General features: G+C 61.5%; 15 protein-coding genes. 11 read left to right on the top strand and 4 right to left on the bottom strand.

Annotated features, from left to right (window positions below; all coding sequences use genetic code 11):
• Positions 1–84 precede the first annotated feature (84 nt).
• Positions 85–492, top strand: coding sequence for a hypothetical protein (locus MN188_RS03330; protein WP_242106152.1), 408 nt, complete (start codon positions 85–87; stop codon positions 490–492).
• A 33-nt stretch (positions 493–525) separates the two neighbouring features.
• Here the strand turns inward: MN188_RS03330 and MN188_RS03325 are convergent, their stop codons facing one another.
• Positions 526–1593 (bottom strand): DUF6456 domain-containing protein, encoded by a 1068-nt coding sequence (locus MN188_RS03325; protein ID WP_242106150.1) that lies wholly within the window; start codon positions 1591–1593, stop codon positions 526–528.
• Positions 1594–1907: 314 nt separating this feature from the next.
• On the opposite strand from MN188_RS03325, the gene MN188_RS03320 reads away from it, so the two are divergent.
• Complete coding sequence (locus MN188_RS03320; RefSeq protein WP_242106148.1) at positions 1908–2201, top strand: DUF6477 family protein; 294 nt, start codon at positions 1908–1910, stop codon at positions 2199–2201.
• Between the two features lie 27 nt (positions 2202–2228).
• On the opposite strand, the gene MN188_RS03315 is transcribed toward MN188_RS03320, so the two are convergent.
• A complete protein-coding gene (locus MN188_RS03315; RefSeq protein WP_242106145.1) occupies positions 2229–3773 on the bottom strand; it encodes a trimethylamine methyltransferase family protein in 1545 nt (514 codons plus the stop codon).
• A 140-nt stretch (positions 3774–3913) separates the two neighbouring features.
• On the opposite strand from MN188_RS03315, the gene guaA reads away from it, so the two are divergent.
• Together guaA and MN188_RS03305 are read left to right on the top strand one after the other, a co-directional pair.
• Positions 3914–5476 carry a glutamine-hydrolyzing GMP synthase gene (gene guaA / locus MN188_RS03310; RefSeq protein ID WP_242106143.1) on the top strand — a complete coding sequence of 521 codons (1563 nt, stop codon included), beginning with the start codon at positions 3914–3916 and terminating at the stop codon, positions 5474–5476.
• Positions 5473–5751 (top strand): putative quinol monooxygenase, encoded by a 279-nt coding sequence (locus MN188_RS03305; RefSeq protein WP_242106127.1) that lies wholly within the window; start codon positions 5473–5475, stop codon positions 5749–5751. The genes guaA and MN188_RS03305 overlap by 4 nt, the downstream gene beginning before the upstream one ends.
• Here the strand turns inward: MN188_RS03305 and MN188_RS03300 are convergent, their stop codons facing one another.
• Positions 5752–6705 carry a heparin lyase I family protein gene (locus tag MN188_RS03300; protein WP_242106125.1) on the bottom strand — a complete coding sequence of 318 codons (954 nt, stop codon included), beginning with the start codon at positions 6703–6705 and terminating at the stop codon, positions 5752–5754.
• A 100-nt stretch (positions 6706–6805) separates the two neighbouring features.
• Positions 6806–8410, bottom strand: a complete 1605-nt coding sequence (locus tag MN188_RS03295; protein ID WP_242106123.1) for an AMP-binding protein — start codon at positions 8408–8410, stop codon at positions 6806–6808.
• A 124-nt stretch (positions 8411–8534) separates the two neighbouring features.
• Here MN188_RS03295 and MN188_RS03290 point away from each other — a divergent pair, with 124 nt between their 5' ends.
• The 7 genes from MN188_RS03290 to MN188_RS03260 are packed head-to-tail and all read left to right on the top strand — an operon-like array spanning position 8535 to position 14692.
• Complete coding sequence (locus tag MN188_RS03290) at positions 8535–9401, top strand: DMT family transporter (protein ID WP_242106121.1); 867 nt, start codon at positions 8535–8537, stop codon at positions 9399–9401.
• A 49-nt stretch (positions 9402–9450) separates the two neighbouring features.
• A complete protein-coding gene (locus tag MN188_RS03285) occupies positions 9451–10353 on the top strand; it encodes a DMT family transporter (protein ID WP_242106119.1) in 903 nt (300 codons plus the stop codon).
• Positions 10354–10384: 31 nt separating this feature from the next.
• Positions 10385–11245: an ATPase gene (locus MN188_RS03280; RefSeq protein ID WP_242106118.1), complete on the top strand. Its 861-nt coding sequence runs from the start codon at positions 10385–10387 to the stop codon at positions 11243–11245.
• A gap of 42 nt (positions 11246–11287) precedes the next feature.
• A complete protein-coding gene (locus MN188_RS03275; protein WP_242106116.1) occupies positions 11288–12226 on the top strand; it encodes a homoserine O-succinyltransferase in 939 nt (312 codons plus the stop codon).
• Between the two features lies 1 nt (position 12227).
• Positions 12228–13166 carry an alpha/beta fold hydrolase gene (locus tag MN188_RS03270; protein WP_242106114.1) on the top strand — a complete coding sequence of 313 codons (939 nt, stop codon included), beginning with the start codon at positions 12228–12230 and terminating at the stop codon, positions 13164–13166.
• A gap of 43 nt (positions 13167–13209) precedes the next feature.
• Positions 13210–14079 (top strand): polyphosphate kinase 2, encoded by an 870-nt coding sequence (gene ppk2 / locus MN188_RS03265; RefSeq protein WP_242106112.1) that lies wholly within the window; start codon positions 13210–13212, stop codon positions 14077–14079.
• Entirely contained in the window at positions 14072–14692 is a 621-nt protein-coding gene (locus tag MN188_RS03260) for a TetR/AcrR family transcriptional regulator (RefSeq protein ID WP_242106110.1), read from the top strand. The genes ppk2 and MN188_RS03260 overlap by 8 nt, the downstream gene beginning before the upstream one ends.
• Positions 14693–14695: the final 3 nt, after the last annotated feature.

Below are 14695 nucleotides of genomic sequence, written 5' to 3'. Positions count from 1 at the left end.
CAGCTTATAATTGTGCTCAAGTAGTGTTGTTTCCCCTCTCGGCTCCGTATTGCCGACCATATGGCCAACGTGAGGCAAAGGCACATGCGTTCAAGCTTGGAAAAAATGAGCAAGTTAAGCAGCAGATCTGCCGTCGCCAAACCCGCCCGGCCAGTGATACTGGCTGTTGGTGAAGTCAGCGCTTGGCGTCAGCGTGGCTTTGACCTACCGATGGACAGCCAAATCACCTTCGCTGAGTTTCACGAGGTCGGTGGTGAGCTTCTTGATGCTATCGCACCGGATGTCGTTCTTTCCCCCCTTCTTAGCAGCGCATTTGACTGCCTTGATCTTGCGCAACTGTTGAAGACACTCGGCTTCAAGGGGCGGTATCGCGCCATGTCTGGCAATGTTCCGAACCCGGCCGTGATCTTGAGCGAGATTTCTGCCTGCTGTCCTGGACTTGATTTCGACCTGCTGAAGATCGAAGCGTCCTCGCCCCAGTTGATGAACTGAAGCCAGAACCAGGCACGTGCCCTCACTCGTCCCTCAGTAAATCAGGTCGTGATCATCGCCGCTTTGCGCCTGATAGTGGCGGTCCAGATAGCACAGCGCGACACGCAGCATGAATTTTCCTGACCGCGCCGGCATCTCCAGATCGGCTTCGATCTGTTCCATACCTTGTTCCTGGCAACAAACACGGACCAGAAGGTCGCCCAGTTCGGGCTGGACCTGCGCCATTGCTGCTTCGAACCGGCTTCGCGCATCCAGGCGGCGGGCGTTGGTGTCCCCTCCCCGCTTCGTGCCGCCGGTGTTTGACATCAGCCGGTCCCAATCCAACCCCTCGGTCGCGTCAAGCTGCGCCATCTCGAAATCCCGTTGCAACCGTTCGGCCGCCTGCACCAGCGCAGGGTCAAGATAGGGTTTGCGGGTCTTCACGTCGATGCGCCGACCCAGAACCCTTACCGGGCTTTCCGTGCCAACGCTGCGGCCGCGCGTGCGGGTGGTGTCCAGCCGGGCATGGTGCCCCTTGCCAAAGAAACCAGCCACAGGTGTCGCCCCGGTGAACCCGGCCGGCGCCTCAGCAAAACCAAGCGCGTCCGATTCGCGCTCCGCCAGCAGACGGTTCAGCACGACCCGGCCCGCCGGCGCGATGTGATAGCGCGCGACTTTCCCGGTGGTCTTGCCGCTGATCCATTCCTTCACCGCCATTGCCTGGGCAATCGTGCGGTCGCATTTGTCGTGGATCACCGGGCGTCCGTCTGCGTCCTCGACCACGATCACCGCGGTGTCGACATTCGGCGTCACCGCCATCACGGCGCCCTCTTTCATCAGGGTGCGCAGCAATCGAACCGCCTCGCGTTTCAGGGTCTCTTCGTCTGGTCTTTGGTCATTCATCTGGCGCTGGTTCCTGGCTGTGTCGCTGGAAGTCGCCCCTGCCTGAGGGTCACGTCGCAATCGCCCAAGGTCGGTCAACATGCTGTCCACCAACGGGTCGTCACGGCGTTTTTCGGTTTTTTGAACCTGGCGCAGAATGGTGGAGGCGTGGCAGCCTTTCTCGCGTGCAAGGGCGCGAATGGTTAATCCGCCTTCCACGTGCTCGAGGTACAGCCGCATGGATTCGGGAATCCATGCGGGGAAAGTCCCATCGCTGTTTCTCCCAGAAACGTCACGAGTCATTTTTGCCCCTTTCGAGGCCCCGCTTTGTGTCCCTTCAAAACAAGGCCGCTTTTTGCGCACAACCCTAGGTTGCGCCCGATCCATAAGTCTTAGTGTTGAATTGGTTACTGTAAAGTTAACTGGTTTCAACGAAATTCAGTTTTGTTACCAGAATTTCAATAATGGTGAAAAGCACCGTACGCTGGAAATTTGAAACGCAACACCCGCTTAGGTTGTGTCATGAATTTCGTCACCCAGAAAAGGAGCTTGCCATGACAGACGTGAACACCATCCTCACCAACCTTCGTCGCCCCCGCCTTTTGATCCGCGCTGCGCGGTTTGGCCAAGGGGACTACAACCGTGATCGTGACCTGAAGCGTCTGATGAAACTGCCGGCAACTCCGACACCTGCGCGCGCGGTTGATGGGCTGATCGCGGAAGAGGCGCGGTTGGAGGAGACACGTAAAGCGGGCGAAGCCTCGTACAGCATCGCCCGCCATGTCGAAGTCCTGATCGCTCTCATCGCCGAAGCCCGGTTTTTGCCGCGCAAACAGGCGCAAGGCTGACGACGCGGGCAGACGGTTGCGGGCGCCTTACATGAAGGCGTCCGGCATACTTTCTTTCTTGGCCGCAACATAGTCGCGCAGCCCTTCGGCAATGCCCGGGTCCAGCTGCGGTTGCTGGTAGTCACCCAAGAGTTTTTCAACCCGTGCTGTGGCCAGCACCATGGTATCGCGGGCCCCTTCGTCTTCCCAGGTCTCGAACGGCTTGTAATCCAACAGCTCCGAGCGCCAGAACGCATCCTTGAAGTTGGCCTGGGTGTGGTCGCAGCCCAGGTAATGGCCACCCGGCCCCACCTCGGCAATCGCGCCCATCGCCTGGGCGTTTTCATCGACTTTCACGCCTTCAGCCAATTTGTGCAGAATGCCCAGCTGATCGGCGTCCATCACGAATTTCTCGTACGATGACACCAGCCCGCCTTCCAGCCAGCCACAGGAATGCAGCATGAAGTTCACACCAGCCAGAAGCCCGGCATTGAGCGAATTCGCGGTCTCATAGGCCGCCTGTGCATCGGGCAGTTTTGAGCCGTTGAACGAGCCCGCCGAGCGATACGGCAGCCCCAGGCGCCGGAACAGTTGACCGCAGCCATAGGTGATCTGCGCCGCTTCCGGCGTGCCGAAGGTGGGCGCGCCCGAATTCATGTCGATCGAGGTCACGAACGTGCCTGCAATCACCGGGGCGCCTTTGCGGATCAACTGGCTGTAAGCCACGCCGGCCAGAACCTCGGCCAACACCTGCGTCAGCGTGCCCGCCACCGACACCGGCGCCATCGCGCCCCCGACGATGAAGGGCGAAATGATCGAGGCCTGGTTGTTCTTTGCGAACACCTCAAGCGCCCCCATCATCACGCTGTCGAAGGTCAGCGGTGAGTTGATGTTGATGAGCGAGGTCATCACCGTGTTGTCCTGCACGAAGTCCTTGCCGAACAGAATCTCACACATTTCAACCGAATCCTGCGCCCGCACCGGTTCGGTGACCGAGCCCATGAAGGGTTTGTCCGACAGCGTCATGTGCGACATCAGCATGTCCAGGTGACGTTTGTTCACCGGGATGTCCGTGGGTTCACACACCGTGCCGCCGGAATGGTGCAGCCATTTGGACATATAGCCCAGCTTCACGAAATTGTTGAAATCCTCCATCGTGGCATAGCGGCGGCCACCGGCAGCATCACGCACGAAGGGGGGACCATAGACCGGGGCCAGCACCAGGTTCTTGCCGCCGATCACCACGTTGCGCTCGGGGTTGCGGGCATGTTGGGTGAACTGGCTGGGCGCGGTCTGGCACAGTTCACGCGCCAACCCGCGCGGAATGCGCACGCGTTCGCCGGTGACCGTGGCGCCTGCCGCCTTCCAACGCTCCAGCGCCTCGGGGTTTTCGACAAAGGCCACGCCGATTTCTTCCAACACGGTTTCCGCGTTGTGTTCGATGATCTGAAGCGCTTCTTCGTTCAGGATTTCGAGGTTGGGAATGTTGCGCTCGATATACTTGGCGCATTCGATTCGAACCGCGGTGCGTTCCGCGCGACGGGCGGCCCCCCCGCCCCCGCGGGCTCTGCGACGTGTTTCAGCTTCTGCCATATGCCTGACCTCCGAAAAACCTGTTCGCTTATCTTGATAGCCTGCCCCCGATGCGCCTATCCGACGCAAGCGGCCTTTGAGGGGCAAAAACGACATTGCCCGCTCTTGCGCAAATCCGCGCCCCCGCGTATTGCCCACTCATGACCAGCACATCCCATGACCGCCTTCTCATCATCGACTTTGGCAGCCAGGTAACGCAGCTGATTGCGCGTCGCCTGCGTGAGTTGAATGTCTATTGCGAAATCCACCCCTATCAGAACGTGACCGCGGCCTTCATCCGCGACATGGGCCCCAAGGCGGTGATCCTGTCGGGTGGGCCTGATTCAGTGACCCGTGAGGGCAGCCCGCGCGCGCCGCAAGAGCTGTTTGAAATGGGCCTGCCGATCCTGGGCATCTGCTATGGCCAGCAGGTGATGATGACCCAGCTGGGCGGCAAGGTCGAAAGCGGCCACGGCACCGCCGAATTCGGGCGCGCCTATGTCACGCAGAAAAGCGATCACATTGATCTCATGCGCGGCTGGTTCCTGGACGGCGACGAACAGGTCTGGATGTCTCACGGCGACCATGTGAGCGAGATTGCTCCGGGGTTTGAGGTCTATGGCACCTCGCCCAACGCGCCTTACGCAATCACCGCCGACATGGAACGACATTTCTATGCGGTGCAATTCCATCCCGAGGTGCACCACACCCCGAACGGCGCGACGCTCTATGAAAACTTCGTCAAGATTGCCGGGTTCAAGGGCGACTGGACGATGGGCGCCTATCGCGAGGAAATGATTCGCAAGATCCGCGAACAGGTCGGCGACAAGAAGGTAATCTGCGCCCTGTCCGGCGGTGTGGACTCCTCGGTCGCCGCCGTGCTGCTGCATGAAGCGATCGGCGAGCAGTTGACCTGCGTCTTTGTCGACCACGGGCTTTTACGCAAAAACGAGGCCGAAGAAGTCGTTGGCATGTTCCGCGAGCATTACAACCTGCCCCTGATCCACGCGGACGAAAGCGATCTTTTCCTTGGCGAACTCGACGGGCAAAGTGACCCGGAGACCAAGCGCAAGATCATCGGCAAGCTGTTCATCGACGTGTTCCAGAAATACGCCGATACAATCGAGAATGCCGAGTTTCTGGCCCAGGGCACGCTGTATCCTGACGTGATCGAAAGCGTATCGTTCAGCGGTGGACCGTCGGTCACGATCAAAAGCCACCACAATGTCGGCGGTCTGCCCGAAAAGATGGGCCTGAAGCTGGTCGAGCCGCTGCGCGAGCTGTTCAAGGACGAAGTGCGCGCGCTAGGGCACGAACTCGGCCTGCCCGCGTCGTTCATCGGTCGCCACCCCTTCCCGGGGCCGGGTCTGGCCATCCGCTGCCCAGGTGAAATCACCCGCGAAAAGCTGGAAATCCTGCGCGAGGCGGACGCGATCTATATCGACCAGATCCGCAAACACGGGCTTTACGATGACATCTGGCAGGCCTTCGTCGCGATCCTTCCGGTGCGCACCGTGGGCGTGATGGGCGACGGTCGGACCTATGATTACGCCTGCGCCCTGCGCGCGGTGACCAGCGTGGACGGCATGACGGCGGATTATTTCCCGTTCAGCCATGATTTCCTGGGCGAAACCGCCACCCGCATCATCAACGAGGTGAAGGGCATAAACCGTTGCACCTATGACATCACTTCAAAACCGCCCGGCACGATCGAGTGGGAATGATCCGGCTAACGGGTCACATCGACGTGCCTGAGGATCGGCTGGATGCGGTTACGGCCGCCCTGCCCGCCCATGTCGCGCTGACCCATGCCGAGCCCGGCTGCCTGACCTTCGAGGTGACGCCTGATGCGGCCGTTCCAGGCCGGTTCATTGTGTCCGAGAGCTTCACGAATCGCGCCGCCTTCGACGCGCATCAGACCCGTGCACGGACTTCGCCCTGGGCCGAGGTGACGGCCGGCCTCCCGCGTGAATATGTGATCGAGGACCTGGACGACTGATCAGTCCAGCGGCTTTGCGCCCGCGACTTCCAACAGGCGAATATCGACCAATTCGCGGGCCGGGCCATATCGCATTTCGTCGTAGAAGACGATCTGCGTCGGCAGCTCGACACCCCAGTCATAGGCGAACGGCGTGGAGCTGGCGCTGGCCGAGGTCTTGCGCCCGCCAGTCGTGGTTGCATAGGTGTCGTCGAACGCCCGTGCCGCAACGGCGCGGGTCTTGTTGCGCTCCAGCCAGCGGCTCACATAGCTCGAATATACCCCGTATTTCAGGTAGAGTTCCTTGTCCGACGTGTTCACCATATGGGCGGTGATCAGCGGTTTGCGCCGTGAGCAGACCTGTTTGCCGTTGATGTACATGGCAAAGCTGGGCCCGGTCGGCTTCAGGCCATAATCGGCAAAGATAACAACGTCCTGCCAGGTTCCCCGCATCGCGGCAACCCGTCCCACGGTGCAGCCGCCATCTTCGCCGAACCACATATGTGCCTTTCCGTCGCGCATGTTGAACTGCCACAACGGAAGGCGCCAGCCTTTCATCTTCATTTGCCCCAGAAGCGTGTTGCCGGGACCGATGTCGCGAAAGCTTGGGTCAAGAAAGAAGGACCAGCCGTACCAGACCTGATCGCCAATGCGCTGTATCCGGTTCTTGGGGTCTTCCTTGCGCTCGATCCGCAGGCGATCATTGCTGCAATCGTCCCAATACTTGTTGCCGCCGCAATCCCCGTGACGCAATTCAAACCGTTGGGATTTTCGGCCTGCGCGGGCATTCCCTCGCACCAGACCATAACCGTATTTGGTATTCGCCCTGAGTTCCTTTTCGATCCGTGTCTGACGAAGAATGGATTTGCCTTGATCCGGAGCTGCAAAAGCCGCACCGGTGAACAGGCCAAAGCCTGAAGGGTCTGCAGTCAGCGCGGTCAGCGCAAAGGTAATGGAAAAAGCCAGACGGCGCATGAAATGTCTCCAAATTTCAAGTGATTGCACTATCGGACAAGATCACAGCAAACATAAGCCCCTATGTTTGGAAAAACCGAGGGCCGGAAATCACCACGCCCTACCCACGCTTTTTCAGACTGCGAAAATCGAACGCCTGCTCCAGCGGGTCGGCCCCTTCGGCAAAGATTTTGTGTTTCACCACCTTTTGCGTGCCGGTCACCGGCAAAGCTTCCATGAACCGGATCCAACCGGGCGGTTTGAAGTACGCCATCTGCCCGAAGGCCCGGTCAAAGATCGCGCGTGCAGTTGCCTCATCCGGCACCACGTCCTCGCCCAACACGACGCAGGCCATCACCTCCTCTTCCCGCATGTCGTCCGGTACGGCGATGCAAGCGACGTTCACGATCCGGTTGTCGTCGAACAGCACGTTCTCGACCTCGGCGGCGGCGATGTTTTCACCTGCGCGCCGGATGATGTTCTTGGAGCGGTCGACGAAATAGATCATGCTGCTGTCATCCATCGTCACCGTGTCACCGGTGTGGAACCAGCCGTGTTCCCAAACCTCGCGCGTCGCATCAGGTTTGTTCAGATAGCCGGAAAAGAACCCCTTGCGCGGGGTGTCGGCGGAATGGCGGATCCACAGCTCACCCGGCGTGCCGCGCGGCGCTTCGCGCCCGTCGTCGCCCATCACCTTGCACGCAAGGTCGGCGCGCGGTCGGCCCATCGCGCGGGTGTCGATCTGGCGCGGCTCTTCGGCGATGAACAGCACCCGGCACATTTCCGTCATGCCCCAGGCCTCGACCAGTGGAATGCCGAACCTCTCTTCAAACACCCCATGCAGCGACGGGTCCACCCCGGCGCCAAGACCTGCGCGCAAGGCTCCGATTTCATCGGGCCCGGCGTCGGGGTCGGCCAGCAGCACCGAGATCACCACGCCGAGGTAGTGAAACACCGTCGCACCCGTGTCCTGCACGTCGCGCCACCAGGTCTTGGCCGAAAACCGTTCCGGCTGGATCAGCGCATTGCCGGTGAGCATCGCGGCCAGGAAGGTCATGATGCCTGCGTTGATGTGAAAGGCAGGCAGCGGGTTCAGGATGCGATCCTGCCCTTCGCGCAGCGAGATCAGGCCCGGAATATCAACATAGGTCTGCCCCACCGACAGCTCATAGTCGTGGCTCAGGATGCAGCCCTTGGGCTTGCCTGTTGTGCCTGAGGTATAGAGCAGGCTCGCCTCGTCCTCGGGCGTGATGCCGCCGCGGTTGGGCGGATAGGGCGCGGCAGGCAGGGTATCCAGTATATCGTCGAACAGCACGAAACGCGGCGTGGTCATCGCGGCGGCGATACCCTCTTTCATCGCCTCAGCATGACGCGCGTCAGAGATGGCCAACACCGCGCTGCTGTCCTCCAACAGATAGGCCAATTCGCCCGCGCGGTAATCGGGGTTCACCGGCACGCAGGACAGACCCAGACGATTCAGCGCCAGTTTCACCACGTAATGCTCGGGCGTTGCGCCCAAAAGCACCGCCACCCGCTGCCCGCGACCATAGCCCGCCCGCGCCAACGCCTGGGTGCAGGCATCCACGCCGCGCGCCATGTCGAGAAAGCTGAAGCTGCGCACGGGCGTGGCCGCGGTCTGTGGTGCCACTACGAAATCCGCGTCGGGCCAGCGCGCTGCTGCCTCGCGAAAGACCTCGTCTATCGTCTTGCCGTTGCTGTCGATCATGCCCGGTCCTCCCGACACGCAGTGAACCGATCCACCGGCGGCTTGGCAAGTCGTGCGACCCGGGTTGGGACAAAATGACGTAACGGCCATTGCCATTCACGCCGTTGGCCTTACCAATGCACGGATGGTCCGAAATCCTATCTTGACCGCAGCACTGTGGATGATCGGTGCGATCGGCTCGTTCTCGGCGATGGCCGTAGCGGGGCGTGCGGTCAGTTTTGAGCTCGATACGTTTGAGCTGATGCTCTATCGCTCGCTGATCGGGATCACGATCGTGCTTGTGGCTGCGCGCCTTTCGGGCACATTGGGTCAGGTGAACCGGCGCCACATGGGCTGGCATTTTGCCCGCAATCTCAGCCACTTCACCGGACAAAACCTGTGGTTCTTCGCGGTCACGGTGATCCCGCTGGCGCAGGTATTCGCGCTTGAGTTTACCTCGCCTCTTTGGGTCACGGTGCTGGCGCCCTTCTTTCTGTCCGAACGTCTGACGCGCACCCGCGCCTTTGCTGCGGTGATGGGGTTCATCGGTATTCTGATCGTTGCACGCCCGGGGCTGGACAGCCTGTCGCCGGGCGTGCTGGCCGCCGCGCTCTCTGCCATCGGCTTTGCCGGGTCGGCGGTGTTCACCCGGCGCCTGACCCGAACGGAAAGCATCACCTGCATCCTGTTCTGGCTGACCGTTATGCAGGCTGTCTTTGGCGTTATCTGCGCCGGGTATGACGGCGACGTCACCCTGCCCTCGGCCGCAACCGCGCCCTGGCTGCTTTTGATCGGCTGTGCGGGGCTGGTCGCGCATTTCTGCCTGACCAAGGCGCTGAGCCTCGCGCCCGCCACCGTTGTTATTCCGATCGACTTCACCCGCCTGCCGCTAATCGCGCTGATCGGCATGGTGTTTTATGACGAAGGGCTGGATTGGCTGGTCTTCTTGGGTGCAGCCATCATCATCGGCGCCAATATCGTGAACCTGCGCGCCGAAGCGCGGCGGGGCTAATACGCAAGAAGCGGGTCGCGCGGGCCGGGCCGAAACGCCAGGTTCAAGCATGACACAAACTCACATCTCCTCGCGCGCCTGGGCCGAGTTGTTCTTGCTGGGCCTGATCTGGGGCGGCGTTTTTCTGGCCACGCGCATCGCGCTGGACGACATCAGCGTGGCCCATTCCGTCGCGCATCGCGTGCTTTGGGCCAGCGTGATCTTGTGGATCTATGTGCTGGTGCGTCGCCTTCCCATTCCCCGTGACGCCCGCACCTGGGGCGCGTTTCTGGTGATGGGATTGCTCAACAATATCCTGCCCTTCACCCTGCTCAATTGGAGCCAGCTTTACGTCGAAAGCGGCCTGGTTTCGATCTTCAACGCCACCACGGCCGTGTTCGGCGTTCTGGTCGCCGCCGCCTTTTTCGCTGACGAACGCCTGACCGCGCGCAAGACGCTTGGCGTGCTGATCGGCTTTCTTGGTGTGGCGGTAACGATCGGGGTTGAAAACATGCTGCGTTTCGATCCCCGTTCACTGGCGCAGTTGGCTGCGGTGACGGCCACGCTGTCTTATGCCTTTGCCGGGGTCTGGGCCAAGAAACGCCTGTCACACCTGCCGCCTCAGGTCGCGGCGATGGGGATGCTGACGGGATCGACCCTGATCATGCTGCCCGCTGCCTGGGCGCTGGATGGCCCGCTTCCCATGGCGCTGAGCCTGACCACCTGGGCCGCGATTGCCTACTACGCGATTGTTGCCACCGCGCTGGCCTATCTGCTGTATTACAGCATTCTGAAAAAGGCAGGATCGGGCAACCTGATGCTTGTCACGCTTTTGATCCCGCCGGTGGCCATCGTGCTGGGAGGCTGGCTGCGCGCCGAGACCTTGCCGCCGAACGCCTTTGCAGGTCTTGGAGTGTTGGCCCTGGGTCTCATCGTGCTGGACGGGCGGCTGCTGTCCCGCTTCCGCCGTTGACCCCCCTGCCCGGCCCGCTTACCAAAGGGCCATGAAATACGTGAATGCAGATGAATGGCGCCAGGCGCCGCGCAAGAAGATCCTGTTCTTTGGCATGTCCGGGCTGGGCAAAACATACCTGTCCAACATGCTGCGCGCCCACGGCGACTGGTTCCACTATTCCGCCGATTACCGCATCGGCACGCGGTATATGGGCGAACATATCGTCGACAATTTCAAGGCCGAGGCGATGAAGGTCCCGTTCCTGCGCGACCTGCTCATGTCGGATTCGATTTATATCGGGTCGAACATTTCGTTCGAGAACCTGACGCCAGTCTCGACCTATCTGGGCAAGCCGGGCGATCCAGCCAAGGGTGGCCTGCCGATGTCGGAATACCGCCGCCGCCAGGAGCAGTTCAAACAGGCCGAGATCGCGGCGCTTCTGGACACGCCCGAATTCGCCGAACGCGCCCTGCGCATCTATGGCTATCCGCATTTCATCTGCGACAGCGGTGGCTCGATCTGCGAATGGATCGACCCGGACGCCGGGCTGGATGACCCGATCCTGAAGGCGCTGTCGGATGAATGCCTGCTGATCTGGCTGAAGGGCGATGAGGCCCATACGCAAGAGCTGATCCGCCGCTTTGACCGCGCCCCGAAACCGATGGCCTATCAGCCCGAGTTTCTTGAGCGGTGCTGGGCGCAATATCTGAGCGAACACAACCTAAAGGAAGATTCCGTCGATCCTGATGCCTTCATCCGCTGGACCTATGCCCGTGCGCTGGCGCATCGCCAGCCGCTCTATGAGACGATGGCACAGCACGGCATCACCCTGTGCGCCCATGAGCTTGCCCAAGTGAAAACGCCCGAAGATTTCGACGCGCTGGTGGCCCATGCGCTTGAGATGCGCTAAGCCCACGCCCCTTTCCCAAACTCCCTGACAGAAAGCGACCCCATGCCCATCAAACTGCCCTCCACCCTGCCGGCCTTCGACGTGCTGACGCAGGAAGGCGTGATGGTCATGTCCGACAGCCATGCGGCACATCAGGACATCCGCCCGCTCAAGATCGCGATCCTGAACCTGATGCCGAAAAAGATCGAGACCGAGACGCAATTTGCCCGCCTGATCGGGGCCAATCCGCTGCAGATCGAGCTGACGTTGATCCGGCCCAGTGAACATATCTCGAAAACCACCAGCCAGGCCCATATCGGCGCCCATTACGAGGCGTTCCAGGACGTGAAGGACCGTAAATTCGACGGTCTGATCATCACCGGCGCGCCCATTGAGCATTTGGATTTCGAAGACGTCACCTATTGGGACGAGATGGTTGAAATCATCGAATGGACCCAGACCAACGTGCATTCCACCTTCGGCGTGTGTTGGGGCGGGATGGCGATGATCCACCATTTCCACGGGGTGCAGAAACACATGTTGGACGCCAAGGCGTTCGGCTGCTTTCCGCAAAAGAACCTGGCGCCCGCATCGCCCTATCTGCGTGGATTTTCCGACAATTTCGTCATTCCGGTCAGCCGCTGGACCGAGATGAAACAGGGCGAAATCGACGCGGTGCCCGCGCTGCGCACGCTGATCGGGTCGGACCACGCCGGGCCATGCCTGATCGAGGACGCAGAGCATCGCGCGCTCTATATTTTCAACCATTTCGAATACGACAGCGAGACGCTGAAGGGCGAATATGATCGCGACGTGGCCAAAGGCGCGCCGATCAATGTGCCGATGAATTACTACCCCGACGATGACCCATCGCGGCCGCCGGAAAACCGCTGGCGCAGTCACGCGCACCTGCTCTATTCGAACTGGATCAGTGAAATCTATCTGACCACGCCGTTCGACATGGACAAGATCGGCCAGACGACCACGGACCTGCGGGGTTAAGGTGCTGGGCGCCGCGGCCCTGACGCTTCTGGCCGGTGCCGGGCTGACCCATGTTCTGGCCACCCGGCGCGAGGCGCGCGCGGCACAGACCCACCCGCCCACCGGGCAGCTTCACGACATCGACGGCATCCGCATGCATGCCCGCGTGATGGGCGATGGGCCGGACCTGGTGATGATCCACGGCTCCTCGGGCAACCTGCGTGACTTCACCCTGGACCTGGCCCCCGCATTGGCCAAACGCTACCGCGTGATCCTGGTCGACCGCCCCGGCCTGGGGTGGAGCGAGGCGCACCCCGACGGGGACACCCTGTCGACGCAGGCCCGCCTGATCCAGGCCACCGTGGCCCGGCTGGGCGCCGACCGCCCGATCGTACTGGGGCAAAGCTATGGCGGCGCGGTAGGGCTCACCTGGGCCAGTGAACGCCCCGACACGCTTTCGGCGCTGGTCGCGGTCTCGGCCCCGGCGATGCCCTGGAACACCGGGCTCGGCACCTACTACACCGTGACCTCTTCCCTACCCGGCCGCTGGATCGTCATCCCGTTGATCGCCGCCTTCGTGCCCGAGGCCTATGTCGCACGCGAAATTGCCGCCGTATTCGCGCCGCAGCCCGCGCCCGACGGCTATGTCGAGCATTTCGGCCCCGACCTGACCCTGCGCCGCGCGGCCCTGCGGGCAAATGCGATGCAGCGGCGCGGGCTTTTGGCACAGATCACCGAAATGTCGACCCACTACGGTCGGATCACCGTACCGGTGGAGCTTCTGCATGGCGACCACGATACCACCGTGCCACACCAGATCCATGCCGCCCCCCTGGCGCAGGCGCTTGATCAGGCCCGGCTGACGCTTCTGCCCGGTGTCGGCCATATGCCACACCACACCAACATCCCCGACGTCATTGCCGCGATCGACCGCGCTGCATTGCGTGCAGGCGAAAAATGACCATATTGATAAGGGCATAGCGTAGTTGCGGCAGGAGAGCTTGATGACGTTACCCTTTGACGGCGGAATTTCGAAATTCTTCACCGACACGGCCCCTGAAGAGGTGCGCCGCGCCATTCAGGACGGTGGAAAGAAAGACATCCTGTCCGACAGCTATCCCTATGACGACCGCATGGGGCGCAAGGAATACGAACAGACGATCGCGGCGCTTCAGCTGGAGCTGGTGAAGCTTCAGGCCGACGTAAAGGCCACTGGCAAACGCGTGGTCGTGGTCTTCGAAGGCCGCGACGCGGCCGGTAAGGGCGGCACGATCAAACGCTTTCGCGAAAACCTGAACCCGCGTGTCGCCAAAGTCGTCGCCCTGTCGAAACCGACCGAGCGCGAAGCAGGTGAGTGGTATTTCCAACGCTATGTGCAACACCTGCCCACGGCGGGTGAAATCACCCTGTTCGACCGCTCCTGGTACAATCGCGGCGTGGTGGAAAAGGTGTTCGGATTTTGCGAAGACCGGCAGCGCGAGGCGTTCTTTCGCCAGCTGCCTGAATTTGAGGACATGCTGGCCGACGAGGGCATCCATTTCGTGAAGCTCTGGCTCAACGTCGGGCGTGCCGAGCAATTGCGCCGCTTCCTTGCGCGCGAAAAAGACCCGCTGAAACAGTGGAAGCTCAGCTGGATCGATGTCGAGGGGCTGAACCGCTGGGACGGCTACACCGATGCGATCCGCGAAAACTTCGACCGCACCCATCGTGACCGCACGCCCTGGACGATCGTGCGCTCGGACGACAAGCGCCGCGCCCGCATCGCCGCTTTGCGCGCCGTGCTCTCGGGCGTCGACTATGCCGGCAAGGACGCGTCGGTCGCAACGGCCCCAGATGCGAAAATCTGCGGCGGCCCGGATCTTTGGGATGCCTAAAAAGCGCGGCTATCATCACGGCAATCTGCGCCAGGCGCTGGTCGACGGCGCCCTTGCCCTGATCGAGGAAAAGGGCCCGACCGGCTTTACCCTCTCCGAGGCGGCAAAACAGGCTGGCGTGACCCCCGCCGCGGTCTATCGCCACTTTGCCGGGCGCGAGGACCTGATCGCCGAAGCCGCGCGCCAGGGCTTTGAGATTTTCGCCGACCTGATGGAATACGCCTATGGCACCGGGCAACCTTCGGCGCTGGCCAGCTTCGAGGCCACCGGCCGCGCCTACCTTGCCTTTGCCCGCAAATACCCCGGCCATTACATTTCGATGTTCGAAAGTGGGATTTCCGTGAACCGGTCGCCTGACCTGGCGTTGGTGGCGAACCGCGCGATGGGAGTGCTGGAGCGCGCCGCCGCGGAATTGTCGGAACATATCCCGCCTGAGAAACGCCCGCCCTCGCGAATGGTCAGCGAACATATCTGGGCGATGAGCCACGGTGTGGTTGAACTGTTCGCGCGCGGCAATCCCGGCACGAAAAGCCCCTTTCCACCCGAAGACTTGCTGGAGAGCGGCATCGGCATCTACCTGCGTGGGCTGGGCCTGATCAACCCTGACGCCTGAGGA

This window comes from Aliiroseovarius subalbicans (assembly GCF_022678625.1).
Classification (GTDB): Bacteria; Pseudomonadota; Alphaproteobacteria; order Rhodobacterales; family Rhodobacteraceae; genus Aliiroseovarius_A; species Aliiroseovarius_A subalbicans.
Note: the sequence above shows the minus strand (reverse complement) of the source record. Positions and strands in the feature narration are given on the sequence as shown.

Excerpts from the sequence above, each read along its gene's own strand:
- guaA (WP_242106143.1), top strand. The coding sequence starts at position 3,914 with ATGACCAGCACATCCCATGACCGCCTTCTCATCATCGACTTTGGCAGC.
- MN188_RS03280 (WP_242106118.1), top strand. The coding sequence starts at position 10,385 with ATGAAATACGTGAATGCAGATGAATGGCGCCAGGCGCCGCGCAAGAAG.
- MN188_RS03285 (WP_242106119.1), top strand. The coding sequence starts at position 9,451 with ATGACACAAACTCACATCTCCTCGCGCGCCTGGGCCGAGTTGTTCTTG.
- MN188_RS03315 (WP_242106145.1), bottom strand. The coding sequence starts at position 3,773 with ATGGCAGAAGCTGAAACACGTCGCAGAGCCCGCGGGGGCGGGGGGGCC.
- MN188_RS03330 (WP_242106152.1), top strand. The coding sequence starts at position 85 with ATGCGTTCAAGCTTGGAAAAAATGAGCAAGTTAAGCAGCAGATCTGCC.
- MN188_RS03320 (WP_242106148.1), top strand. The coding sequence starts at position 1,908 with ATGACAGACGTGAACACCATCCTCACCAACCTTCGTCGCCCCCGCCTT.
- MN188_RS03260 (WP_242106110.1), top strand. The coding sequence starts at position 14,072 with ATGCCTAAAAAGCGCGGCTATCATCACGGCAATCTGCGCCAGGCGCTG.
- MN188_RS03305 (WP_242106127.1), top strand. The coding sequence starts at position 5,473 with ATGATCCGGCTAACGGGTCACATCGACGTGCCTGAGGATCGGCTGGAT.
- MN188_RS03325 (WP_242106150.1), bottom strand. The coding sequence starts at position 1,593 with ATGCGGCTGTACCTCGAGCACGTGGAAGGCGGATTAACCATTCGCGCC.
- MN188_RS03300 (WP_242106125.1), bottom strand. The coding sequence starts at position 6,705 with ATGCGCCGTCTGGCTTTTTCCATTACCTTTGCGCTGACCGCGCTGACT.
- MN188_RS03275 (WP_242106116.1), top strand. The coding sequence starts at position 11,288 with ATGCCCATCAAACTGCCCTCCACCCTGCCGGCCTTCGACGTGCTGACG.
- MN188_RS03290 (WP_242106121.1), top strand. The coding sequence starts at position 8,535 with ATGGTCCGAAATCCTATCTTGACCGCAGCACTGTGGATGATCGGTGCG.
- ppk2 (WP_242106112.1), top strand. The coding sequence starts at position 13,210 with ATGACGTTACCCTTTGACGGCGGAATTTCGAAATTCTTCACCGACACG.
- MN188_RS03295 (WP_242106123.1), bottom strand. The coding sequence starts at position 8,410 with ATGATCGACAGCAACGGCAAGACGATAGACGAGGTCTTTCGCGAGGCA.